Annotated in this window: 19 protein-coding genes; 5 read left to right on the top strand and 14 right to left on the bottom strand. The window is 33.0% G+C overall.

Annotated elements, in window-relative coordinates; genetic code table 11:
* Window positions 1-4: 4 nt before the first annotated feature.
* The 11 genes from NHF47_RS03795 to NHF47_RS03745 all read right to left on the bottom strand — a co-directional run bounded on the left by NHF47_RS03795 (window position 5) and on the right by NHF47_RS03745 (window position 15,798).
* Window positions 5-1,156, bottom strand: coding sequence for a beta-ketoacyl synthase N-terminal-like domain-containing protein (locus NHF47_RS03795; protein WP_252763687.1), 1,152 nt, complete (start codon window positions 1,154-1,156; stop codon window positions 5-7).
* 131 nt (window positions 1,157-1,287) lie between these two features.
* The gene (bioA, locus tag NHF47_RS03790) at window positions 1,288-2,559 is read right to left on the bottom strand and encodes an adenosylmethionine--8-amino-7-oxononanoate transaminase (RefSeq protein WP_252763686.1); all 1,272 of its coding nucleotides are present in this window, start codon (window positions 2,557-2,559) and stop codon (window positions 1,288-1,290) included.
* A 90-nt stretch (window positions 2,560-2,649) separates the two neighbouring features.
* Window positions 2,650-3,270, bottom strand: coding sequence for a dethiobiotin synthase (bioD, locus tag NHF47_RS03785; RefSeq protein WP_252763685.1), 621 nt, complete (start codon window positions 3,268-3,270; stop codon window positions 2,650-2,652).
* A 73-nt stretch (window positions 3,271-3,343) separates the two neighbouring features.
* Window positions 3,344-4,486 carry a pyridoxal phosphate-dependent aminotransferase family protein gene (locus NHF47_RS03780; protein WP_252763684.1) on the bottom strand — a complete coding sequence of 381 codons (1,143 nt, stop codon included), beginning with the start codon at window positions 4,484-4,486 and terminating at the stop codon, window positions 3,344-3,346.
* 69 nt (window positions 4,487-4,555) lie between these two features.
* Window positions 4,556-5,104 carry a T9SS sorting signal type C domain-containing protein gene (locus NHF47_RS03775; protein ID WP_252763683.1) on the bottom strand — a complete coding sequence of 183 codons (549 nt, stop codon included), beginning with the start codon at window positions 5,102-5,104 and terminating at the stop codon, window positions 4,556-4,558.
* A gap of 102 nt (window positions 5,105-5,206) precedes the next feature.
* Entirely contained in the window at window positions 5,207-9,355 is a 4,149-nt protein-coding gene (locus NHF47_RS03770) for a PKD domain-containing protein (protein WP_252763682.1), read from the bottom strand.
* A 91-nt stretch (window positions 9,356-9,446) separates the two neighbouring features.
* Window positions 9,447-9,728: a F0F1 ATP synthase subunit epsilon gene (locus tag NHF47_RS03765; protein ID WP_252763681.1), complete on the bottom strand. Its 282-nt coding sequence runs from the start codon at window positions 9,726-9,728 to the stop codon at window positions 9,447-9,449.
* Window positions 9,729-9,798: 70 nt separating this feature from the next.
* Window positions 9,799-11,310: a F0F1 ATP synthase subunit beta gene (gene atpD, locus NHF47_RS03760; RefSeq protein ID WP_252763680.1), complete on the bottom strand. Its 1,512-nt coding sequence runs from the start codon at window positions 11,308-11,310 to the stop codon at window positions 9,799-9,801.
* A 152-nt stretch (window positions 11,311-11,462) separates the two neighbouring features.
* Window positions 11,463-13,310: a glutamine--fructose-6-phosphate transaminase (isomerizing) gene (glmS, locus tag NHF47_RS03755; protein ID WP_252763679.1), complete on the bottom strand. Its 1,848-nt coding sequence runs from the start codon at window positions 13,308-13,310 to the stop codon at window positions 11,463-11,465.
* An 8-nt stretch (window positions 13,311-13,318) separates the two neighbouring features.
* A complete protein-coding gene (locus NHF47_RS03750; protein WP_252763678.1) occupies window positions 13,319-14,974 on the bottom strand; it encodes a DUF4270 domain-containing protein in 1,656 nt (551 codons plus the stop codon).
* A gap of 17 nt (window positions 14,975-14,991) precedes the next feature.
* Entirely contained in the window at window positions 14,992-15,798 is an 807-nt protein-coding gene (locus NHF47_RS03745) for a glycogen/starch synthase (RefSeq protein WP_252763677.1), read from the bottom strand.
* Between the two features lie 107 nt (window positions 15,799-15,905).
* Here NHF47_RS03745 and panC point away from each other — a divergent pair, with 107 nt between their 5' ends.
* The 5 genes from panC to radA all read left to right on the top strand — a co-directional run bounded on the left by panC (window position 15,906) and on the right by radA (window position 20,797).
* Window positions 15,906-16,754 carry a pantoate--beta-alanine ligase gene (gene panC, locus NHF47_RS03740; protein WP_252763676.1) on the top strand — a complete coding sequence of 283 codons (849 nt, stop codon included), beginning with the start codon at window positions 15,906-15,908 and terminating at the stop codon, window positions 16,752-16,754.
* Window positions 16,755-16,818: 64 nt separating this feature from the next.
* Window positions 16,819-17,169 (top strand): aspartate 1-decarboxylase, encoded by a 351-nt coding sequence (gene panD, locus NHF47_RS03735; protein WP_252763675.1) that lies wholly within the window; start codon window positions 16,819-16,821, stop codon window positions 17,167-17,169.
* A gap of 2 nt (window positions 17,170-17,171) precedes the next feature.
* Window positions 17,172-18,131, top strand: coding sequence for a lysylphosphatidylglycerol synthase transmembrane domain-containing protein (locus NHF47_RS03730; protein WP_252763674.1), 960 nt, complete (start codon window positions 17,172-17,174; stop codon window positions 18,129-18,131).
* Window positions 18,132-18,215: 84 nt separating this feature from the next.
* Complete coding sequence (locus NHF47_RS03725) at window positions 18,216-19,430, top strand: alpha/beta hydrolase (protein WP_252763673.1); 1,215 nt, start codon at window positions 18,216-18,218, stop codon at window positions 19,428-19,430.
* A gap of 5 nt (window positions 19,431-19,435) precedes the next feature.
* Window positions 19,436-20,797 (top strand): DNA repair protein RadA, encoded by a 1,362-nt coding sequence (radA, locus tag NHF47_RS03720; RefSeq protein ID WP_252763672.1) that lies wholly within the window; start codon window positions 19,436-19,438, stop codon window positions 20,795-20,797.
* Here radA and NHF47_RS03715 read toward each other — a convergent pair.
* From NHF47_RS03715 to NHF47_RS03705, 3 genes are read right to left on the bottom strand one after another with little or no spacing between them, the layout of a single operon-like run.
* On the bottom strand, window positions 20,786-21,637 hold the full coding sequence (locus tag NHF47_RS03715) for a phytanoyl-CoA dioxygenase family protein (protein ID WP_252763671.1): 852 nt from the start codon (window positions 21,635-21,637) through the stop codon (window positions 20,786-20,788). The genes radA and NHF47_RS03715 overlap by 12 nt on opposite strands.
* 14 nt (window positions 21,638-21,651) lie before the next feature.
* Window positions 21,652-22,401, bottom strand: coding sequence for a LytTR family DNA-binding domain-containing protein (locus NHF47_RS03710; protein ID WP_252763670.1), 750 nt, complete (start codon window positions 22,399-22,401; stop codon window positions 21,652-21,654).
* Complete coding sequence (locus NHF47_RS03705) at window positions 22,398-24,197, bottom strand: histidine kinase (protein WP_252763669.1); 1,800 nt, start codon at window positions 24,195-24,197, stop codon at window positions 22,398-22,400. Before NHF47_RS03705 ends, NHF47_RS03710 begins: the two co-directional genes overlap by 4 nt.
* Window positions 24,198-24,390 lie beyond the last annotated feature (193 nt).

Raw genomic sequence — 24,390 nt, 5'->3', positions numbered from 1 at the left:
ATCTTTATTTTGATAGTAAAATACTCACCGCATTTCCTCCAAATCCTACGGCATTTACCAGCACTTTTCTAATTTGTTTGGGTAATTCTTGTTCGTAAAATGGAATCGGAATTGCTTTTTGATGTTCTAACATAAGTATTCCTAATTCAAGACTCAACATTCCAGAAGTTCCAAAAGTATGTCCTAATTTCCACTTGTTTGTGGTTAAAAAAGGGAGCTTTTCTCCAAATACTTTTTGAATGGCCTTATATTCAGAAACATCTCCTTTTATGGTTCCTGGTGCATGCATCACTACTACATCTACTTCATTAAAAGCTGTTTCTTTTAAAGCCATTAGCATCGATTTTTGAAAACAATCGGCTTCTGTTGAAATGGAAATATTGTGTTCTAAAATTTCTGTTGCATAGCCAACACTTTCCACATAAGCCAAGGCATTATTCTTTTCTCCTGTTTCCAAAGCAATTACACTAGCACCTTCTCCCAAGACCATTGTGTTTTCCTTTTTATTCAAATCAAAAGCTCTACATGGATAATCACCCCTTTTTTTTGAATAAATGTTCAACGCTTTCATTTGAGCTATAGTAAAAGGCGTTAAAGGTGCTTCTGAACCCCCAATGATAAATTTTTCAACCATACCTGCCTGCATCCAAGCTACACCATTTAATAACGCATGCAAGGAAGTGGAACAGGTAATGGAATGCGAAATTTCTGGTCCAGAACTTTGCAAATCATTGGCTACCCAACTCGAAATATTTCCTAGAGTTGTTGTAGGTGAAGCCAAAGTACTTACTTTATTAGTTGTAATAAATTCGGAATGAAATTTTTCAAATAATGTGGTTGCTCCTCTTGATGAGCCTATATTAATACCAAAAACTGTTTCTTTTTCCCAACCGGTTTGTTGCATCAACTGTCTCGAAACATATAGAGCATATAAAACCGAAAGATCTAAGTTACGATATTTTGCATCAGATTCTTGAAGCGCTTTAATTTCTGCTTTTATCTCTTTTGGAAGCGTTGCAACCCAATTTTTTTGTTTCCCAATTTCTTTTTCGGTAATAGCCGTTTTATCCTTTAGATAGTGGTTCCAAATGGTTGATTTTTCATTTCCTAATGCGGAAATTGATGCTAAAGCGGTTATGGCAATTTTTTGATTCAAAAGGTTTATGGTTTTTCGAATAACCCTGATGGAAACGACATCCTTTTCTTGAGATACAATCGAAAGAAAAGATATAGTGCACAGCAGGAAAATGGAATGCAAATATACCGAGACATTTGTTCCTTACAAAATTAAATCAAGATTAATGCTTCTTCTATAGCGCTATATACTTGCGCTAATTGTACATCATTGATAATGTATGGTGGCAAAATGTATATTATATTCCCAACAGGCCTTAAAATGATTCCTTTTCTTATAAAAAAATCATATAAAGTATTACGAAGTGTTCCATAATAATCCTGTTTCCCTTCTACTTTTATTTCTAATGCAAAAATTACCCCTAAAACACGAGTAGTTTGCACTTTAGGATGGTTTTTAATACGTTCCGCAAATGCTAAATGGTGTTGGTTCACTTGATTGATATTGCCTTGTATTTCTTCGGTTTGCAACAATTCAATAGCAGCTAATGCCGCTGCACAACCTGTTGGATTTGCTGTAAAAGTATGTCCATGAAATAAAGCTTTGTTTGTATCATCATCATAAAAAGCATCAAAAATTTCTTGTGTAAAGCTTGTAATTGCCATTGGAATTGTTCCTCCAGTTAAGGCTTTTGACAAACACATCATATCGGGTTGTTGCTCCAAGTAATCACAAGCAAAATTTTTACCCGTTTTACCAAAGCCTGTCATGACTTCGTCTGCAATTGTAAAGACTTGATATTCTTTTGCAAGTGCTATTAACTGATCCAAAACAGTTGCCGAATACATGACCATTCCTGCTGCGCCTTGTACCAAAGGTTCAAAGATAAAAGCAGCGTATTCGTTGGTTTCCAATAAGGCTTTTAAAGCTTTTAATGTTTTTGTCTCATTTCCTTCAGTTGGTACAGGAACTCGAACAACTTCTAACAAAGAACCTTGAAACGCATCAGTAAAAAAGGAAATTCCGCTTGCAGCCATAGCTCCAAAAGTGTCTCCGTGAAAAGCATTTTCGAAGGCAATTATTTTGGTGCGTTTTTGTCCTTTATTATAAAAATACTGCAAGGAAGCTTTGATGGCTACTTCCACTGCAGTAGAACCATTATCAGAATAAAAAAACTTCTTTTGATTAGACGGTAAAATCTGACTTAATTTTTCTGAAAGACGAATAACTGGTTCATGTGTAAAGCCACCGAATAAAACATGTTCTAATTGTGTTAATTGATTGTATATCGCTTGCGCAAGATAGGTGTTAGAATGACCAAATGGATTTACCCACCAACTCGCAATAGCGTCAATAAACTCTTTTCCATGTTCATCCCAAAGTAAAGCGCCTTGTCCTTTTATAATTACAGGATGAGAAAAAGCCGTTTTATGTTGTGTATAAGGATGCCAATTGTATAAGGTATCTTTTTCTGAAAGTGTCATATTGAAGTTAGAATTTAGAAATCAGAAGTTAGAATCAAATTGAGTACAAAGATAAAAGTCTGTTTCCTTTTCTCTGTTCTAATTTTACTATTATTTAATATTTAAAAGACTTTCTTTGAATTTATCGGCATAATAACGAATGACATTGGTATCAAAGTAAGGTTCGTTTTCAATCCTTCCTAAACAAGTCAACTGTGTTTTTGAAAGAATAATAGCTTCTGTTGCTTCATTTTCATCTCCATTAAAAATGATTCCAGCAATTGGAATCTTTCTGTTTTGTAAAGCTTCAACAGTAAGTAAAGTATGATTGATGCTGCCTAGATAATGTCTTGAAACTACAATTACCTTGTAATCCGGCTGAATTAAATCGATTATAGTTGCTTCGTTATTTAGAGGTACCAAAATTCCTCCAGCTCCTTCTATAACCAAATGGTTTTCAGTCACAGGTTCCAGAATTTGTTCCAATTGGATAATTATTCCATCCTTTTCCGCAGCAAAATGAGGACTTGCCGGTGTAGTTAGTGCATAGCTATTAGGATGAAATGCAGTTACCGGATTCGAAATATATTGTTTTATTTTATGCGTATCAGAAGTATCTAAGTCACCAGCTTGTATGGGTTTCCAATAATCCGCTTTTAGCGCTTCTACAACAATAGCGGAAGCAATTGTTTTTCCAACATCGGTTCCGATTCCTGTGATAAATAGTTTCATTTTATAAATGGTAAATAGTTTAGACAAAGGTCGGGAAGAATACTATAAAAGACAATTAAAAAAGAGTTTCAATCTAGGATAATTTCTTTTTGAGAAGCGTTATTACTTTTTCCATCTCATTTTTTGTATTATACGCATGCAAACAAAACCGAAGTCTTTCTTGTCCTTCTGGAACTGTAGGAGATAATATGGGTTTTACATCGAAGCCATTTTCCTGCAAATAAGAAGCTATTTCTTTTACTTTTTCATTTCCGGGAATGACTATTGATTTTATTGAAGAATTAGAAATGGATATTTGTAAGAGTGAACTATAAGTATTAAAATATATTGCGTTCTCTTCTAGCTTTTTTATTGTTGTATGACTAACCGCTAATTCTTGATATGCAATTAAGATTGTTGCTACAGAATGTGGTGAAAGAGCAGTCGTATAAATTAAGCTTCTACTAAAATTAACGAGGTACTCTATTAAATCCTGACTTCCTAAAATAGCAGCTCCATGACAACCTAACGCTTTTCCAAACGTCATTATTCTAGCGAAAACTTTGTCCTGCAGTTGGTATTGTTGTACTAAACCTTCACCACTACATCCTTTTTCATGACCAAAAACACCTAATGCATGGGCTTCATCAATCACTAATAATGCATTATATTTTTCACAAATTGCGACTAATTCTTCAATATTAGGACTATCTCCATCCATGGAAAATACGGACTCAGTAACTATATAAATTTCAGTAGCGCTAGTAGTAAAACGTTGCAAGAGTTTTTCTAAGTCACTTAAATCATTATGCTTAAACTTATACGCTCTAGACAAACTCAGTTGAATTCCATCACGAATTGAGGCATGGCACAATTCATCATAAAGCACAACATCATTTCGTTGCGGAACTGCACTAAAAAACCCCACATTAGCATCATAACCCGAATTATATATTAAAGCGGCTTCTGATTGATGAAAATGAGCAATGAAAGATTCTGTTTCAAAATATATTTCATGATTTCCTGACAATAATCTAGAACCAGTAGCTCCGTTTCGAATTATTTTTTTAGTTGCCAAATACTGGTGCACTTTATTAAAAATAGCTTCATTTTGGGAAAACCCTAAATAATCATTACTGGCAAAATCAATGCCTTGAGATTGCTTTTTTAATACACGTAAAGCATTATTTTCTTTACGAAAATGAAGTTTTTCAAGTAATGATTTTGGTAAATTCATAGTTCAAAAATAAATAAAGTCTTGCAAAAACAAGACTTTATTTAGGTTATATTTTATCAATTGATTGTATTAAAAAAGGGTTTTCTTTACAATCGTTTTATTAGAATTTAATTTCACTTTAATTAGTATTAAGTTATTGGTTGGTATTAAACTACTTCCTTCAACTTGTAACGCATTTATATTCTTTTTTTCAAAAAGTTTTCTTCCTAATACGTCATAAATTTCAATTTCTTTTATTAATTCTCTACTTGACGTAATTCGCAATGGATTATTTTCTACAACAACTTCATTAAAATCAGCTATAAAATCTGTGTTTGAAAGTAAGGTGTTGGTAAATTGTAACACAAAACGATTGTTAATTTCATTAGCTTCAGCATAGAAAGAATAAGGCTGATTTGTAATATCGGTTACTGTATTTAAAAGTAAATCTGCTAAAAAAACCGGGGTATTGGTAAACATACCATCTACTGCAGCGATACCAATTTTATAATTTCCGGCTGTTGGAATACTTACTCCAATTGGAATCGTTATTTCTTCAGAGAAAGGTAAAGCAAAACCTTGAATTGTCATTTTATCATTCCCTACAAAAGAATAGATGCGTTGCTGGTTATGTTCCACTTTTGTAAATGCATCATATAATCGATCCCTATCATTAGTAGCACCAGTTACAAATCCAATTAAGGTTCTATCCGACTGATTGTCACTATTGGATACATCTAATCAAATTCTACTTTTTTCATTTTCTGTATTATATCTGTAAAACTGATTATTTAGATACGATTCACTTCGAAGTGAATTATTAAAATCAATTTCATCAGAAAGCGTGGGTCCGTCATTCATAAGCACCATAAAGGATTGACCTCCTGCAATAAATCCGTTAAACCCTGATGGCCCGCTAACCGTTCCAGTGCCATTGTGTACAATAAAATCGGATACAGAATAATTCGAAACATAATCCCCGTAATAAGGATCTGAATTACCTGCACTTGGTAAAGTTCCATGTGTCCAAATACGAACAGCACCTTCTATTTTAGCACTATTTAAATTTAAAAAATCCAAAGCATTTATAGAAGAAGGATAGGGATTTCCAATTAAATTCCAATTGTCATCAAAACGAGTAATTACTGTTCCATTTGTTCCTGTATAATCTAGTCCTGTATAACTTCCTCTAGAAATAGGCACTTTAATAGCTCCATTATTAGGCGCTCCATTAGTAAATACAGCTGTAAAATCTTGAGCAACAGCGGTAAAGTCGCTCGGACCTCTTACAATATACCCTACTCCTGAAGGCATAATTTCTGACGAAGTATTGACCCAAAAACCTTGTGCTCCATTTGGATTCACCACTAGAGGTTCCCATTTAAAAATTTTATCCGAAGGTGTTAAAGGTGAAATTGCGTCAACATTAAAATCTTTGATTGGTGATGACCAAAAAACATAATCTAATAGTCGAATACTCGCTATTCTTTCATAAGAAATGGTACCCACATTAGCATCTAGATCATTCACTTGAATTAAAGAACCCTTATTTTTTACGTTTAAAGTTCCATTGTTTATAATTTCATTTACTACTTTAACATAATTGGAATCTTCAATGTTCAAAACGAAACCAGAATTTATTTCCAAAGTACAACAAGAAAAACTTGAATTTACACTCGTATTGTAATTCCCATTTAAAACAACTACATTGGTTTCTGTTGGCGTACCATTTGACCAAGCTACACCATTCCAAGTAGTAGTCGTTCCGCATTTAGGAACCAATTGAATATCATCAATAGCTATATCAGAAGCAAAACCATTACCAATAATCCCTCTAATCCTTATTTTTATTGTTTTACCAATGTATGGATTTAAGTTAACTGTTGCAGTATTCCAAATATTTCCTAAATCACCTGAAAAAGAAGTAATAATATCTTCCTGCCAAAATCCATCAGAAAATAAATCTATATGAAGACTCCCAGTATTAGTTCCATACATATGATAACCAAAAATAAAATCATATCCTTGATCGACAATCATGCATTGACTTTCTAAAATAGCGATTTGATCATTACAGCTACCAGATGCTTCAAGATAAAGATAATTTCCTGCTGCTGTTCCAGGATTAAAGTCAATAGTTGGCCCAGTATTAGCAGACGGTGTTCCTCCTTCATCTACTCTCCAATCTATATTATCTTCAGTTCCATTGGTAAGGTTATTCCAAAAACCAGTTAGGCTACATACTGTTGTTCCGCAATCACTTGCTACGGAACATAAAACTTCACTTTCAAAATCTTCATTAAAATTAGTTGCTACTACACCTGCTTCAATTTCAATATAGGATATTTTTGTATTGGTATTGGATCCATTTGAATTTGTAACGGTTAATTCTACAGTGTATAAACCTGCATTAGTAAATATAACTTCGGGGTTTTGTGAGCTTGCCGAAGTTCCGTTACTATAAATAAATGTGGAAGGTGTAATTGTCCAAGACCAAGAGGTTGGTGAAAAATCAGATTTGTCTTCAAAGACGAAATTTGTCCCAGTACACCCCTTAGTTGTAGCTGCTGCAAAACAAGCAGTTGGTGCAATTGTTCCAGGATCTTTTAAATCAGAAACCCACAATCCTTGCCCATAAGTTGCCGCATATAGTTTACTTTTACATTCAGTAGCATTCGTATATATTTCTAATTCTGTAATTTCGAGATTGGCTAAACCAGAACTATAAGAAACCCAATCTGACAACGTATTGTCTTTATAGTACACTCCTACATCCATACCTACATACATTGCAGCTACAGAACTCCCTGAATCTATAACAATGGTATTTAATGAGATATTGGGTAGTGTTCCTGAAATGTTTGTCCAATTTAATCCAGCATTAGTAGATTCATAAATATCATTTCCAAGAGCAATGAATAAATGATTTGCATCTATAGGGTCAATTTCTATATCTTTTGGTGTAGACGCTACAGGTAAATTTGCAGTTAAATCAGTCCATGTTGGTGTTGCAGCTAACGCATTTGTAGTACTATAAAAACGATCTGAAGCACTTCTAGCTACATACATAATATTACTATTAGAAGGAGCAATAGCTAAATCTGTGATATTTGAAGTTCCTCCAAAACTAGAAATTTGGGTCCATGTTGTCCCTGTTTTTACAGCATCGTTTCTCCAAATATTATCATATCCAGCAAACATTCTATTTGGCTCATTAGGGTCTAATTTATAAGGAGTAACCCAAGCTCCTGTTTCCGATATTGACCCAGAGATAATAGAAAAAGTGACACCTCCATTAGCAGATCTTCTAATATCTCCATAATAAAGTGCTCCATACATATAATTAGCATCAGTTGGATCAATGATACACTCCATTCCATCACCTCCAATTTCAGTAGTAAATATTCCACCTCTATTAACTGAAGTACCATTATCTTGATATCCATTAATTACAGTGTTTTCTATAGTTTGAGCAACTCCTATTTTATATATTTGGGCAATTCCCAAACCACTACTAATATCTTTCCAGTTGACACCTCCATCAGTTGTATAATAAATTCCCCCATCATTTCCATTATATAAGTTATTTGTATGTGGAGAAAATTCTAATGCATGTTGATCGGCATGAACACCATCAATTAATCCACTTGGACCTACCCAATAGGACACACAATTCATCGTTGAACCACCATCAGTAGATTTCCAAAGATTAACTCCACCAGTGTAGATAACGTTAGCGTCTGTTGGATCTGCAACTATTACTAAATCATACCAGGCTTGACTACCTGTATCAGAACCATCGGTTTGATATCCTAAAATATTGGGTGTTGTAGTTGTGGCGACAAAGCTAGTACCACTATCTGTAGAACGATAAATCCCTACTAAACCGCTACCTCCTCCAGCTAACAAATATACCCAATTGGGTTGATTTTCAGATACCGCTAAAGCCATACGTTGCGTTCCTGTAGGCACGCCACTTGTAATTTGGGTGAAGGAAAGTCCGTTATCTGTAGAAACCTCAAAGGAAGTACCTGATGCATATATGGTATTTGGATCTCCAGGTTTAAAAGCTATATCTTTCATTGCTGTACTTGTTGATGCAAATGTCCAATTGGCACCTCCATCTGTACTTCTGTAAATTCTACTCCCATTTGTAGTAGCAATTAAATTATTTGGATCTAAAGGATTTATAAGTAATTCATAAACTGTTCTATTCCCCATTCCTGTATTCTGAGGACTCCAACTAACACCACCATCTAAACTTCTCCATACTCCATAACCTGGAGCATCACCACTATCCCGATCACCTGTTCCAATGTAAATAATATTAGGATTTGTAGGATTGATTGCAATTGAAGAGACCCCCAAACGCGTTAATCCACTTGAAAATTCAGCCCAAGTTGTTCCATTATCTATAGATTTCCAAAAGCCTCCTGAAGGAGCACCTACATAAATTACATTGGCATCTGTAGGGTGAAATGCGATACAATTTAAACGACCACTTCCATTAAGCTGTCCTGTACCATTATTTGGAGAAGCCACAGGACCTACTATTTGCCAATTTCCAGACGGTGTTGTAGCTCTATTAGAGTAAGTACCTTTAGTGTTTCTATATTTTTGGATTTCTTCTAATACACTACCGTTCTTTGGAAAATTTCCATTTGCATCTACTCTTTGTTGCCAATAATATTCCCATCGTTTAAATTGTTTGATTCCTTTTCCTTTCGGAATTTTTTTAGAATCAACCATATGCTGATTGTAATATACATTAAAATCATTTTGAATGACAAAAAAATTGGCTTCTTTAGTATGCATTAATTCTTGCCAACTATTTTGAGAAAAAGCAAAATAAGAACTCAAAATAAAGGTTAATAACACTATTTTTTTCATAGTTTACGTATTGTTTGTTTCATCGCAAATATTGCAAAAAAAAATAAGCCCTACAAATTGCAAGGCTTATATAAGTTTGAAAGTAATTATTTTAGTCAGCTAAAACAATCACTTTATTATCTTTCATCTCGATAGTACCTGAATTAATTGGCAACCAAAATGTTTGCTCATTCACTTTATTGAATTTAGAAACAAATTCTTTTTCAATAACTATGTTTTGAGCATTAATCTTAACGTTTCCTTTTGTTAATAAAGACACTATAGGAGCGTGATTATTTAACATCTGGAATTCACCATTTACTCCAGGAACTGCTACAGAGGTAACTTCTCCTTTAAATAATGTTGCTTCTGGCGATACTATTTCTAAAATCATAATTTTTTAATTAAATACGAATTTAAAATCACAAATTACGGAAATTAATAATTCGCAATTCATAATTCTATTACGCTTCTGCCAACATTTTCTCTCCAGCTTCGATAGCTTCTTCAATAGAACCTTTAAGGTTGAATGCAGCTTCTGGCAAGTGATCTAATTCACCATCCATAATCATGTTAAAACCTTTAATAGTTTCTTTGATATCTACTAATACACCTGGAATACCTGTAAACTGTTCCGCTACGTGGAAAGGTTGAGATAAGAAACGTTGTACGCGACGCGCTCTAGATACTACTAACTTATCATCTTCAGATAATTCTTCCATACCTAGGATAGCAATAATATCTTGTAATTCTTTGTAACGTTGTAAAATTTCTTTTACTCTTTGCGCACAAGCATAATGATCTTTACCTAAAATCTCTGGAGTTAAAATACGAGAAGTAGAATCTAAAGGATCCACCGCAGGATAAATACCTAACTCAGCAATTTTACGAGACAATACGGTTGTTGCATCTAAGTGAGCAAACGTAGTTGCTGGCGCAGGGTCAGTTAAGTCATCCGCAGGTACATAAACTGCTTGTACAGATGTAATAGAACCTGTTTTAGTAGACGTAATACGCTCTTGCATAGCTCCCATCTCAGTTGCTAATGTAGGTTGGTAACCTACCGCAGATGGCATACGTCCTAATAACGCAGACACTTCAGAACCAGCTTGTGTAAAACGGAAGATATTATCTACGAAGAATAGTACATCTTTCCCTTGACCATCTCCAGCTCCATCACGGAAATATTCAGCAATAGTTAATCCAGATAAAGCTACACGAGCACGTGCTCCTGGTGGCTCATTCATCTGACCAAAAACGAAAGTAGCTTTAGAATCTTTCATGATATTCTTGTCCACTTTTGTTAAGTCCCATCCACCATTTTCCATAGAATGCATGAAATCATCACCATATTTGATAATTCCTGATTCTAACATTTCTCTTAAAAGATCATTTCCTTCACGTGTTCTTTCACCAACTCCTGCAAATACAGAAAGTCCTCCGTGACCTTTAGCGATATTATTAATCAACTCTTGAATTAATACCGTTTTACCTACTCCAGCACCTCCAAAAAGACCAATTTTTCCTCCTTTTGCATAAGGCTCAATTAAGTCAATTACTTTAATACCTGTAAATAAAACTTCTGTAGAAGTTGATAAATCTTCAAATTTTGGTGCTGGTCTGTGAATTGGTAAACCATTTGCTCCTTCTTTAGGTAAATCACCTAAACCGTCAATTGCATCACCAATAACATTAAATAAACGACCAAACACTTCAGAACCAATAGGCATCTGAATTGGTGTTCCTAAAGAAACAACTTCTTGTCCTCTAGACAAACCGTCTGTAGAATCCATAGAGATAGTACGAACAGTATCTTCACCAATGTGAGATTGTACTTCTAATACTAATTTTGTTCCGTCTGTTTTAGTGATTTCTAATGAATCATAAATTTTAGGAAGCTCAGCATTTTCCGTGTTAAATACCACGTCAACAACTGGTCCGATAATTTTTGCAACTTTTCCTGTAACTTTAGACATTGCTTATGTATTTATTAAATAGCTATTTAGTATTGAAAAACTCTTCTATTTTTCAGAGTGCAAAGATAGTTTTTTTGTCGACACTTTTGCAATTTATTTTTTGAATTTTTTGCAATAAAAAAGCGAAAATTTAAATTTTCGCTTTTTTATTGCTATTCTACAGTAACTGATTTTGCTAAATTCCTAGGTTGATCCACATTACAACCTCTCATTACTGCAATATGATAGGACAGTAATTGCAATGGAATTGTTGTTAATAAAGGGGTTAATGCCTCTGTAGTTTCTGGTATTTCAATCACGTGGTCTGCCAAGGCTTTCACTTGAACATCTCCTTTGGTGACAACTGCTATAATTTTACCACTTCTCGATTTAATTTCTTGAATATTACTAACCACTTTATCATAATGCCCTTTGTTTGGCGCTATAATCACAACTGGCATTGACTCATCAATTAATGCAATAGGACCATGTTTCATTTCTGCAGCAGGATAACCCTCAGCATGTATATAAGAGATTTCTTTTAATTTTAAAGCTCCTTCTAAAGCTACTGGAAAATTATACCCTCTCCCTAAATACAAGCAATTTGGGGCGTCTTTATAAATTTTTGCAATTTCTTTAGCAACCTCATTTGTATGTAGTGCTTCGGCAACTTTTTCTGGAATTAATTCCAATTCTAATAAATATCTTTGATAATCTGAATTCGCCATTTTACCATTTGCCTTAGCTAATCGCAAAGCCAATAAAGTTAAAATAGTAATTTGCGTAGTAAATGCTTTTGTTGAAGCCACACCAATTTCAGGCCCCGCATGTGTGTAAGCCCCTGCATTTGTTTCTCTTGAAATTGAAGACCCTACTACATTACATACACCAAACACAAAAGCCCCATTTTCTTTAGCCAATTTAATTGCAGCCAAAGTATCTGCTGTCTCTCCTGATTGGGATATTGCTATAACCACATCGTCTTTACTAATGATTGGGTTTCTGTATCTAAATTCAGAAGCATACTCAACCTCTACTGGTATTCTTGCAAATTCTTCAATTATATATTCTGCTACTAACCCAGCATGCCATGACGTTCCGCAAGCAACAATTATAATACGTTCAGCATTTAAGAACTTTTCAATATTATCTTCGACGCCAGCCATCTGAATAATTCCTTTATTCGCCAAAAGCCTACCTCTGTAAGTGTCTTTAATAACATTGGGTTGTTCATAAATCTCTTTCAACATAAAATGCTCATAACCCCCTTTTTCAATTTGCTCTAAGTTCATTTGCAACTCTTGAACATAAGGGTCTACTAAAGAATCGTCTTTAATTTTACGAACCTTCATAGGTTTATGTAAGCGCACAATGGCCATTTCTTCATCTTCTAAATAAATAGCATTGGATGTGTATTCTATAAAAGGAGTAGCATCGGAAGCGATAAAAAACTCATCTTCTCCTATACCTATTGCTAATGGACTTCCTAGTCTAGCAACTACAATTTCATCAGGCTTTTGCTTGTCAAAAACAGCAATTGCATAAGCGCCAACTACTTGGTTAAGAGCAATTTGAACCGCTTTACCTAAGCCTACATTTTCTTTCTTTTTAACATCTTCAATTAGATTGACCAAAACCTCAGTGTCGGTATCTGACTGAAAACTATAACCCCTTTTAATTAATTCTTTCTTAATAGGTTCATAGTTTTCTATAATCCCATTATGTATGATTACCAAATTTCCAGAATTAGAATAATGCGGGTGTGAATTTACATCATTAGGAACTCCATGTGTTGCCCAACGTGTGTGACCCATACCAATTTTACCAACTTTAGTATTTTCTTTTTCAGCTTTAATTTCCAAATCTGAAACTTTACCTTTTGTTTTTGACAATTTAGTATCTGTACCATCATACAGTACAATACCAGCACTATCATATCCTCTATATTCTAATCTTTTTAAACCTTTGATTAAAACTGGATATGCATCTCTATGCCCTATATAACCTACAATTCCACACATAAAAATAATTAATTAGGTTTGGTATAATAAATTTCTAGCTTTAGTTTTTTAGATTCATCCGTAGTAGTATTACCATAAACAATAGTACCTAATGGACTTATAATTGAAGCGATTGGCAATTTTTCATTTCCAAAATTTACAGAATCAAAAACATCATAACTAGAAGAATTTGCAATATTATCGGTAACTGATAATCCTAATCTAACATTTTTATTTGTATCTGGATTATCACCATTTATTATGTTATTAATATGACTTCTAATTCTAATTTTAAATTTAACTCCTAAATCTTCATTATCTTCGTCTACTTCTAAAATTCCTCCAAATAATAATTTGTTGTTTTTAGGATCAGTTGCTGTAGAACTATCAAAAATATAGTCTAATAAAGGTGCGTTATTTGTAGCATCATATAAATAAATTCTTGTGGCGTTTTTTTGCCCATCATTTTTAACATAAAAAGTCAAAAAAGCATCATTTACCAATATTTTTTCAGATCTTAATTGCTCCAATTGATCAGGGACATCATTAGCATCTGTATCTGGACCAAATAAATCAATAAATACAACCGAACCATCATTGCCTTTCATATACAATAATTCATCACCTGTAGTGCTATTAGAATTGTTCAAAGCAGTTTCATAAGCTGAAGAAAAATTATTCTGAAAGAAATTAATAGTATTTCCTGTCATATTAATTCGAACCGATTTCTTTTTTACTTCAGCAGTAGCTTCATCTGTATCTTTAGAATGATATTGCATCATGATATATCCTTTTGAAAAATCCAAATACGCAAGAGCATCTTCATCAGGATTATTTTCAGTCATTTGAAAATACAACCCTTTAAAATATTCTTTAAATATATTATTGTTTATCAAATCCGATGAAGACGCATTCAGAATAATATCTTTAAAACGAAGTGGATCAAGATTTATCCACATTCCAGGAGCCAATCTTTGACTCACTACTCTAGCAGATTCATCGGTAGTAACATTCCCACTACTATCCAAAAAATCACCAGCTGCATTTCTTTTATAAATTATAATTTCTTCTTTACTAAATTTAAAGGCAGTCGTTTCTGAAGCTAAAGCTCCAGTAAACTCATTCAAAGGAACACCATCAAGATTTGCTTCTACCAAACTCCTATCAGTTGCTCCAGAATAATATTTTTGACGTTCTTCTGGATTGGTTCCAAAATCTCTTAAAAAATAATCACTTTTATAAATTTTCAAATCAAAGGTTGCTGTTTCAAAATCTTCACCATATGTTGAATTTAATTCATAAGTATTAGGCTCATTTCCTGAACCAGTGGCAGTTTGTTTGCTCAAATAAGGAACATATAAATAAACCGAATCTGTAGTTGTAATATCGGCTTCAAAACCAAAATTTGGATTCACACTTGCTAACGTTAATTGGGTCACAAAGCTAGCCTTAGTTGTTCCAAAAAACGGATCTGAATAATAACCCAACATGTTGGAAGGCAAATTATTAGATTGCACTTGACCTGTTCTTTTTGTATATGCAATTACATTAACATCCTCTTTTTTTTCTAGTCCAAAATGATCATCTCCAATAACATCCGATCCTATAGTATTAAAATCTTGGTCACAAGAAATTAAAAACATTACACTCAACAATAGAGCACTCTTTAAAACGATTTTTCTCATGCAATTAAAAAGGTAATTTATAAAATATGTTCTTTGATAAATTCAGTATACATAGCACTAATTTTATCTTTAGAGGCGAAAGGTAAAAAAGGTTTTCCTGAAGTTTCTATATATTTTGTTAAAGTTGGATTCAAGCCTTCTGATCCAACTACGACACCATCTGAATGATCAATAGTGAGTTTCATTAGATTTTCATAATTCGGACTTTGAATGTCTTTGGTTACTTCTTTTGAAATATTATCAAAACTCATTTTACCTACTAATTCTGAATTTAGCTCCCCTTCATAACCTAAATTGTATACAGAAGTAATAATTTTTGTCTCTGCAAAAATACCTTCGTTTTTATAATAGTGTTTTAAATAAACAGGTAATAAAGAAGCCATCCAACCATGAACATGAATAACATCAGGAACCCAATTTAATTTCTTAACCGTCTCAACAACTCCTTTAGCAAAAAAGATGGCTCTTTCATCATTATCTGGATACAATACCCCTTCTTCATCTGTAAAAGTTGCTTTTCTTTTAAAATACTCGTCATTATCAATAAAGTAAACCTGAATCCTCTCTTTGGGAATAGAAGCTACTTTAATAATTAGAGGCATATCCATATCATTCACCACTAAATTCATTCCTGATAAACGAATAACTTCGTGTAGCTGATGTCTTCTTTCATTAATATTTCCATATCGTGGCATGAAAATTCTTATTTGACCACCTATATCATTAATCATTTTTGGAAATTCATATGATTGTAGGGAAACTTCGTTCTCTGCTAAATAAGGCACCACTTCAGATGATACGTACAATATCCTCTTTTCTTCCATAATTTATTTTGTTTAACATTTGTTTTTAAAAAACATGCAAAATTACAAAAATTTATGGATTTATCTAGTAAAATAGTAAGTTTGCATCCTAATTAATACAAAAAGGCATGCTCGTTTTCACTCAAAAGAAAGTTTTATCTCTGCATTTAAGTAACATAATTGAAGCAAATAAAACTATTGGTTTTGTTCCTACAATGGGAGCGCTTCATCAAGGACATCTTTCTTTAATGGAACAAGCTCTAAAAGAAAATGACATCGTAGTGGTAAGCATTTTTGTAAATCCCACACAATTTAACAATATTGAAGATTTAGAAAAATATCCTAGAACACTTGACGCCGATGTAGCTAAAATGAAAACTTTAAGCGAAACTCTACTGGTTTACGCGCCTGATGTTGATGATATTTATGAAGAAAAATTAGCGTCTGAATCATTTGATTACGATGGTTTAGAATTAAAAATGGAAGGCAAACATCGATTAGGCCATTTTGACGGAGTGGGTACGATTGTAAAACGTTTGTTTGAAATTATTACTCCGAATAAAGCATATTTTGGCGAAAAAGACTTCCAACAATTACAAATTGTAAAAAAATTGGTTGAAAAATTCCAGCTTTCTGTTCAAATTATAGGTTGTCCCATTTTTAGAGAGCCTAGTGGTTTAGCCATGAGCTCAAGAAACGAACGACTTTCTCCAGAAGCTCGAAAAAAAGCTTCTTTTATCTATGAAACTTTACAGGAAGCCAAACAAAATTTTATCACAAAATCTGCTCAAGAAACTACTAAAATAGCAGAAAAAGCCTTTAAAAAGCACCCAGATTTCAAATTAGAGTACTTTGAAATTGCGGATGAAAAAACGCTTAGTATTTGCCAAAAGAAAGACAATAGTAAAAAATACAGAGGTTTTATTGCTGTTTTTATAGAAAACATTAGACTCATAGATAACATTCCAATGTATTAAAAAACAAAAAATAGATTTCATAAAAAAAAATAATTAATTTATTCAAAATAATTAACTTTGCAGCATGCATATTCAAGTAGTAAAATCGAAAATTCATAGGGTAACTGTAACTGGTGCTGATTTGAATTATATTGGAAGTATCACCATTGATGAAACCTTAATGGAAGCTTCAAATATCATAGAAGGTGAAAAAGTACAAATCGTTAACATTAATAATGGGGAGCGCTTAGAAACCTATGCCATCAAAGGCCCAAGAAATACAGGTGAAATAACACTAAATGGACCAGCAGCAAGAAAGGTACATCGAGGTGACATCATCATCATTATTTCTTATGCTTCAATGGAATTTGAAGAAGCTAAAAAATTCAAGCCTACTTTGGTTTTCCCAAATGAAAAGGATAATTCATTGACCTAATTTTGACTTTTTCTTTTAAAAAAATTTTAAAGACTACTATTCCACTTTTAATTGGAATAGTATTAATTTATTATCAATTTTCCTCATTTAGTGAAACGGAGTTAGAACAGATTAAGAATTATTTTAAAAATGCCAACTATTTTTATGTTTTTCTGTCTGTTTTCATTTCTCTTTTTGGATATTGGTCAAGAGCATACCGATGGAAATATTCTCTTAATCATTTAGGATACCAACCTAAATTTTATAATTCTTTTTTTGCAGTAAGTATCTCTTATTTATTAAATCTAACTATACCTAGATCAGGAGAAATTAGTCGAGCTGTTATTTTAAAAAAGTATGAAGGTGTCCCTTTTGATAAAGGTTTTGGAACTATTGTAGCAGAAAGAGTAGTCGATTTACTTATTTTCTTGCTTTTTGTCTTAACAGCATTTATTATTCAATTTGACACTATAAACACCTTTATCTTTTCTCATATTTCTCCTCAAAAAATTGCTTTATTAACTGGAATTTTAATTTTAGGAATCATTGTATTTTTGTTTTTATGGAGATGGGCAAAATGGCCTCTTATTCTTAAAATTAAAAGTAAATTCAATGGCCTTGCTGAGGGAATGACAAGCATTTTAAAAATGAAAACGAAATGGAAGTATTTAGGCCATTCCCTTTTTATTTGGTTCTCTTATTTAATGATGTTTTATGTTTGTGTATTCTCAATACCCGAAACCGCATCAATTTCATTTGAAATCGTTATTATGGGATTTATTTTCGGAACCGTTGCTGTTGGTTTTACCAACGGTGGAATTGGCGCTTTTCCCATTTCTATTTCAAAAGTCTTATTATTATACGGAATAGCAGAAGAAGCGGGAACAGCATTAGGTTGGATCATTTGGACATCCCAAACCATTTTAACTATAGTTCTTGGGCTACTTTCTTATTTATTTTTACATCTTCTCAATAAAAATTAATTAGTATATTGCCACATATTTTCAATTCTACTTTTAAGCAAAATTGAAAACTATTGCCATAAACTCAAACTAACTTATAACGTTATGAAAACGAAATTTCTTTTACTATTTACTTTAGTAACTTCATTCGCTTTTTCACAAAGAATAACCGAATCTATCCCATCAAAAAAATTAGGAGGAGAAAGAACATTTACCGTTTCCCTTCCTGGAAATTATGAAGCTGATGTGGAAAAAAAATATCCAGTTCTAGTCTTGTTAGATGGCGAATATCTTTTAAACCCGTTTGAAGGAAACTTAAAATATGGTAATTATTGGGATGATTTACCAGAGACAATCATCGTTGCCATCAATCAAAATTATGGCGAACAACGTTTTGATGATAGTGATTATGACCAAACTGGTTTGCCTTCTGGAAAAGGAGCTAGTTTCTTTGAGTTTATTGGATTTGAGTTATTACCTTATATTGAAGGCAAGTACAGAACACAACCTTTCCGAATTATTGCTGGTCATGACACAACAGCTGGTTTCTTAAATTTTTATTTATACAAAGATGACCCAGTCTTTAATGCTTATATTTCACTTGGAGCAGAATTGGCTCCACAAATGATTACAAGAGTAGCAGAACGTTTACCTCTAATCAAAAAACCAATTTTCTATTATCATGCCATAGGTCAAGGTGACCTGACAGATATTAATGATGGAGCTAAAGCTCTTGATAAAATGATTGCTCCCATTCCAAATAAAACGTTTAATTATCGTTTTGATCAATTTAAAGGAGCAAGTCATTACTCTCTAGTAGCATTAGCTATTCCTCAAGCTTTGTATTTTATTTATGATGGGTACCAACCTATCTCTATGATGGAATACAAAGATAAAATTGCTACTCTTGACAAAGGTTATACGCAATATTTAATTGATAAATACACGAAGTTAGAAGAAAAATTTGGCTTAAAATTAAAACCAAGATTAACTGATTTCAAAGCAATTGAAGCAGCAATTTTAAAAAACAAAGCGTACTTTGAATTACAAGAATTAGGAAAATATGCCGACAAACATTATCCTAAAACTACTTTAGGCACCTATCACCAAGCATTGTATTACGAAAAATCGGGAGAGTTTAAAAAAGCGATTAAAGAATACCGAAAAGGCTATACTTTAGAGGAAATTAGAGAAATAACTAAATCTTTTATGCTAGATAAAGCCGAAAGCTTAAAAGGTAAAGAAGATGCTTCAACAGTAGAAGAATATGTTGAACCTGCTCCTGAAGAAGGGAGTGAAGAGAAAAAAGAAGAAGAATAAAAAATATGGCTAAGGTAAAAACAGCTTTTTTTTGTCAGAATTGTGGGACTTCTTTTTCTAAATGGCAAGGTCAATGTCATGCCTGTAAAGAATGGAATACCATTGTAGAAGAAGTCTTTCAAAAAGAAGAAAAAAAGGCATGGAAAACAGAAAGCAATTCGGTATCCAAAGCACCTAAACCTTTATTAATTAAAGAAATTGATTCGGCACAAGAAATCCGACTCAACACCACAGACAACGAATTGAATCGTGTATTAGGTGGTGGTTTAGTTCCTGGTTCTTTAACCCTTTTAGGAGGAGAACCAGGAATTGGAAAAAGTACGCTTTTACTTCAAATTTCTTTAAAATTACCTTATAAAACTTTATATGTTTCTGGTGAAGAAAGTCAAAAACAAATTAAAATGCGTGCGGAACGTATTGTTCCCAATAGCGACAATTGTTACATTCTTACAGAAACCAAAACACAAAATATTTTCAGACAAATTCAGGAAATGGAACCAGAAATTGTCATTATAGATTCGATACAAACCTTACACACCGATTATATAGAATCTTCAGCAGGTAGTATTTCTCAAATTAGAGAATGTACCGCAGAACTGATTAAATTTGCTAAAGAGACGAATGTTCCTGTAATTTTAATTGGCCATATTACTAAAGACGGTACTATTGCTGGTCCAAAAATTTTGGAACATATGGTGGATACGGTACTCCAATTTGAAGGCGATCGTAATCACGTGTATCGTATTTTGCGTTCTCTAAAAAACCGTTTTGGCTCCACAGCGGAACTAGGTATTTATGAAATGCTAGGCAATGGTTTACGAGAAGTAGACAATCCATCTGAAATTTTAATTTCGCACAAAGAAGAGGCTTTATCAGGAACAGCAATTGCTTGTACATTGGAAGGAATGCGTCCTTTAATGATCGAAATTCAATCTTTAGTAAGTTCGGCAGTTTACGGAACACCGCAGCGAAGTACGACAGGATATAATGCCAAACGTTTGAACATGATTTTAGCTGTTTTAGAGAAAAGAGCAGGTTTTCGTTTAGGTATGAAGGATGTTTTTTTGAATGTTACAGGAGGGATTTCAGTTGATGATACTGCTATTGATTTGGCTGTTGTGGCTGCTATTTTATCTTCAAACGAAGACATCAGTATTGAAGAAGGTTTTTGTTTTGCAGGTGAAGTAGGTCTTTCAGGTGAAATTAGACCTGTTAACCGAATAGACCAACGCATTCAAGAAGCAGAAAAACTAGGTTTTACTACTATTTTGGTTTCAAAACACAATAAAATTACCTTAAAAAATACCGCTATCAAAGTGGTTTTAGTATCCAAAATTGAAGATGTAGTTAGCGAATTATTTGGGTAATTCAAAACAATAATTAGACGGCTTGGCGTGAATTGGCATTGCATAAATACCATGTAAAGCGGTTCTAATTTGCGCTTCGTTTTCATAGCAAGTTACCTCTTTTTCCCACTGAAATTGTGGCAATAAAGGATTTTGCAAGTGGTAATAACTGGTGGCAACAGCTAACAGTTGGGTTCTATTTGCCACTAATTCAGCTGTATAAATTTCTTCTGTAGCGACTTGTTTGGCTGATAAAAATTCAAAATAAATGACACGTCTTTTTTCATTCTTTTGCAAAATACCCGAACTATGCGCCAACATCATATCGTGAACCAAAATATCACCTGCTTTCATAGGCACTTCAATAGCTTCATCTTGTGCCAATTCACAAATGGCTTTTGAACTCAAATGGCTTTTGGGAACCACTTTTAAAGCACCATCACCTGCATGTGCATCATCTACATAAATGCCCACCGTAAAGCAATTGCCTGTGCGTTGGTGCATCATATCTTGATGCCATAAAACAGGTAATTGGTCACCCGAGTTTTTAATTACCGCAAATTCTTGAATCGCAAAAAAATCGGGCCCGCAAATTTTTTGAGCCATGTCTAATAAAAAAGGTAAGCCCAACAATTCTAAACAGGCTAAATTATTTTTATAACACAACAATTCCACATTCGTAATGAACTTTTTTTCTCCAACAGAAATGGTTACTTTTTGGAAGTCATTTTCATCAGCTATTACCTCATCGAAAAAAGTACGCAATTTTTGTAATAATGCTAGAGACAAACAATTTTCTATTTTTACAAAACCTTGTTCGTAAAACTGTTCTAATTGTGTGGTTGTAATTTGTAAATGCATAAAATGGTTCTTCTTTACTTAAACTTACTCAAAAAATCATCTTTATAGGTACTGGAAATTTCAATTTCCGAATCATCTTGCAGCGTAATAAAACCTCCTTTGTTATACGCTTTCACAAAATTAACATTGATAATATGTGATTTGTGAACCCGTAAAAATGGAAACGGTAAAATTTCTGAAAAATGTTTTAAAAACCGACACACCATTTTTTTAGAACCGTCGACTAAATGCAAATCAGTAAAATTACCATTGCCTTTTAAGCGCACAATATCTTTCATTTGAACCACTTCGAACCCTTCCAAAGTAGGCAAAATGACTTGTTGTTTCTCGGGCTTTGGCTCTCTGAAATTTTCTACAATAATTTTATTCCGATTGATTAAATCGTGTTTTGCTAACTGTTGCTGCACTTTGTTAACGGCTACAATTAATTCTTCTATACTAATGGGTTTCAGTAAATAATAAGCCGCACTTTGATTTAAGGCTTTTAAAGAATATTCGGAAAAAGCAGTAACAAAAATGGTTTCAAATTGCAAATCTTTACAAGCTTCTAACACATCAAAAGCATTTCCAAAAGGCATTTCCACATCCAAAAAAACCAATTGTGGCTCCAAATCATGCAACAAAGGTACTGCTTCTTTGATATTAGCCGCTTCACCAATAATTTCGACTTGCGGACAATACTTGTTGAGATAGTTTTTTAACACCTCTCTAGCGGCTGTTTCATCTTCAACAATAACACTTCTTATCTTTTGTAATCCTGTCATATTTTATCTAATAAAGGTACGGTAATAACGACTATGGTTCCCGTTTCTGGTGCTTCTTTTTCTGTAATAGAAAAACTAATATTCATTTTATACAACTCATTCAATAATTTAATCCGTTCCAAAGTATTGGTCGTTCCTCTGGATTGATGCACTTTTTGATTAACGGTTTTTAGAGCTTGACTTTGGGTTAACCCAATACCATCATCTTCAATTGTAATTTGCACTTTTTTAGTAAGCAATTGAAATTGTAAAAGTAAGTTGCCTTTGCCTTCTTTATAACGCAATCCATGCCAAATAGCATTTTCTAAATGTGGCTGTAAAATCATGTTTGGAATAAAGGTAACTTCGGTATCAATTTGTTCGTCTATACTAATTTGGTACTCAAATTGATCTTGAAAACGCAAATGTTCTAACGCGAGATACTTTTTTAATTGTTCCAGTTCATTACTAATACTAATAAAGTCTTTGTTGGAATTTTCCATCATGTTTCGCATTAAATGAGAATACGAACTCAAGTATTTATTGGCTTCTAATTCTTTATTTTCAGAAATAAATTGGTTTACGCTATTCAAACTATTGAAAATAAAATGCGGATTCATTTCTCTTCGTAAAGATTGTAAGGCAATTTTTTTATTCTTTGTCTTAATTGCGTACAAAGCTTTTACAATCAGTGCAAAAAAGATAAAAAGTAACGCTAAAGAGCCAATCAAAAAATAATTGAATCGGTTCTTTTTGCTAATTAATTCGTCTTTTAGAGCTTTTTCTTTTTCTAATTGTAAAATCTTCTTTTCGGAAATTTGAAATACTTTATCCTCTATTAAAGAACTATCTGCAGCTACAATATCATCAAAATGATTTAGAAAATCATCATAAAGCAACACACTTTCTTTGTCGTCCCCTTTTGATTTATAATATGCCACTAATTGATTTAAACTATTCTTAACTTCTTTAGTATTCCCTTTTTCACTAGCTAGAGTATAGGATTCTTTTAACGACTGAACGCCTTTTTCAGGTTGATTAAATTGGAAATAAATCTCGGCTACTTCTTGTAATTGCTTTATTTCGGTATCATAATCTTTATTTTTTCTCGCTTCATCCAATAAGTTCAATTGAATGGTTAATGCTTTTTCATACTCGTTTTCTTCTTTATATACTTCTGCTATTTTATTCTTTATTTTAATGGCTTCCTCAGTATCATCATTCACATAATCTAAAGCACTTTTATAACTTTCAATTGCTTCTGCTGTTTCAGCTGCAGATAAATCGGCTTCTGCTTTTTGAACATAAGCATTGGCAACCTCTTCTTTAAGAGCCACTTTTTTAGATTCTTTTACTAATTTATCTTTTGATTTTTCTTCTAATAATTGGATATTCGAATTAATATAATCCGATTGAGCTTTTGGGTTGCTTTGGTTGCGTAAACGGTTGGCATCATTATAATTTAATTGTTGAGACATTTCATCATCTGCAATTCGACCTGCATTTTCATAACTTTGAATGGCTGGAACCATTTTGTTTTGTCTCTCCTGCACTTGAGCAATAGAACGCGTTACTCTCATTTTATCTTCTGCCTTTTTTAATTTGGTATAAAGAGCTTCTGCCTTCTTATAAAATTCTTCCGCTTTAGCTAAATCGCCTTTTTTTTGGTAAACCAAAGCCAATTCTTCATAGTTCTTTGCGGTCTTAAAATCATCATTGGTATCAATGGAACGCTCTAATTTTTCAACTGATTTAGATAAAGACACTTTGGCTTTTTTGTCTTTAATAGTATCCTGAGCCTTTACCTGTAAAGACATTATAAAAAATAAAAGAAAGAAATATGTAATTTTTTTTACTTGCATTGCATGGTTTAATTATACAATGTAAAGATAATTTTTTTACCGTTTATTATTTTATTGGTTTACCAAGTGAAAAGCCCTTTTCACCAAGTCTCCAAAATTAGCCTTGATTATCCTCCTAAATTTGAATCAAATAACTACAAAAATTATT

It is taken from the genome of Flavobacterium sp. NRK F7, assembly GCF_024054195.1.
GTDB lineage: Bacteria > Bacteroidota > Bacteroidia > Flavobacteriales > Flavobacteriaceae > Flavobacterium.
This window is presented reverse-complemented; position numbering and strand designations above follow the sequence as displayed.

Bases quoted from the DNA above. Each gene is read 5' to 3' on its own strand.
- bioA (WP_252763686.1), bottom strand. From the start codon at position 2,559: ATGACACTTTCAGAAAAAGATACCTTATACAATTGGCATCCTTATACA.
- bioD (WP_252763685.1), bottom strand. From the start codon at position 3,270: ATGAAACTATTTATCACAGGAATCGGAACCGATGTTGGAAAAACAATT.
- NHF47_RS03780 (WP_252763684.1), bottom strand. From the start codon at position 4,486: ATGAATTTACCAAAATCATTACTTGAAAAACTTCATTTTCGTAAAGAA.
- NHF47_RS03770 (WP_252763682.1), bottom strand. From the start codon at position 9,355: ATGAAAAAAATAGTGTTATTAACCTTTATTTTGAGTTCTTATTTTGCT.
- NHF47_RS03765 (WP_252763681.1), bottom strand. From the start codon at position 9,728: ATGATTTTAGAAATAGTATCGCCAGAAGCAACATTATTTAAAGGAGAA.
- atpD (WP_252763680.1), bottom strand. From the start codon at position 11,310: ATGTCTAAAGTTACAGGAAAAGTTGCAAAAATTATCGGACCAGTTGTT.
- glmS (WP_252763679.1), bottom strand. From the start codon at position 13,310: ATGTGTGGAATTGTAGGTTATATAGGGCATAGAGATGCATATCCAGTT.
- NHF47_RS03750 (WP_252763678.1), bottom strand. From the start codon at position 14,974: ATGAGAAAAATCGTTTTAAAGAGTGCTCTATTGTTGAGTGTAATGTTT.
- NHF47_RS03745 (WP_252763677.1), bottom strand. From the start codon at position 15,798: ATGGAAGAAAAGAGGATATTGTACGTATCATCTGAAGTGGTGCCTTAT.
- panC (WP_252763676.1), top strand. From the start codon at position 15,906: ATGCTCGTTTTCACTCAAAAGAAAGTTTTATCTCTGCATTTAAGTAAC.
- panD (WP_252763675.1), top strand. From the start codon at position 16,819: ATGCATATTCAAGTAGTAAAATCGAAAATTCATAGGGTAACTGTAACT.
- NHF47_RS03725 (WP_252763673.1), top strand. From the start codon at position 18,216: ATGAAAACGAAATTTCTTTTACTATTTACTTTAGTAACTTCATTCGCT.
- radA (WP_252763672.1), top strand. From the start codon at position 19,436: ATGGCTAAGGTAAAAACAGCTTTTTTTTGTCAGAATTGTGGGACTTCT.
- NHF47_RS03715 (WP_252763671.1), bottom strand. From the start codon at position 21,637: ATGCATTTACAAATTACAACCACACAATTAGAACAGTTTTACGAACAA.
- NHF47_RS03710 (WP_252763670.1), bottom strand. From the start codon at position 22,401: ATGACAGGATTACAAAAGATAAGAAGTGTTATTGTTGAAGATGAAACA.
- NHF47_RS03705 (WP_252763669.1), bottom strand. From the start codon at position 24,197: ATGTCTTTACAGGTAAAGGCTCAGGATACTATTAAAGACAAAAAAGCC.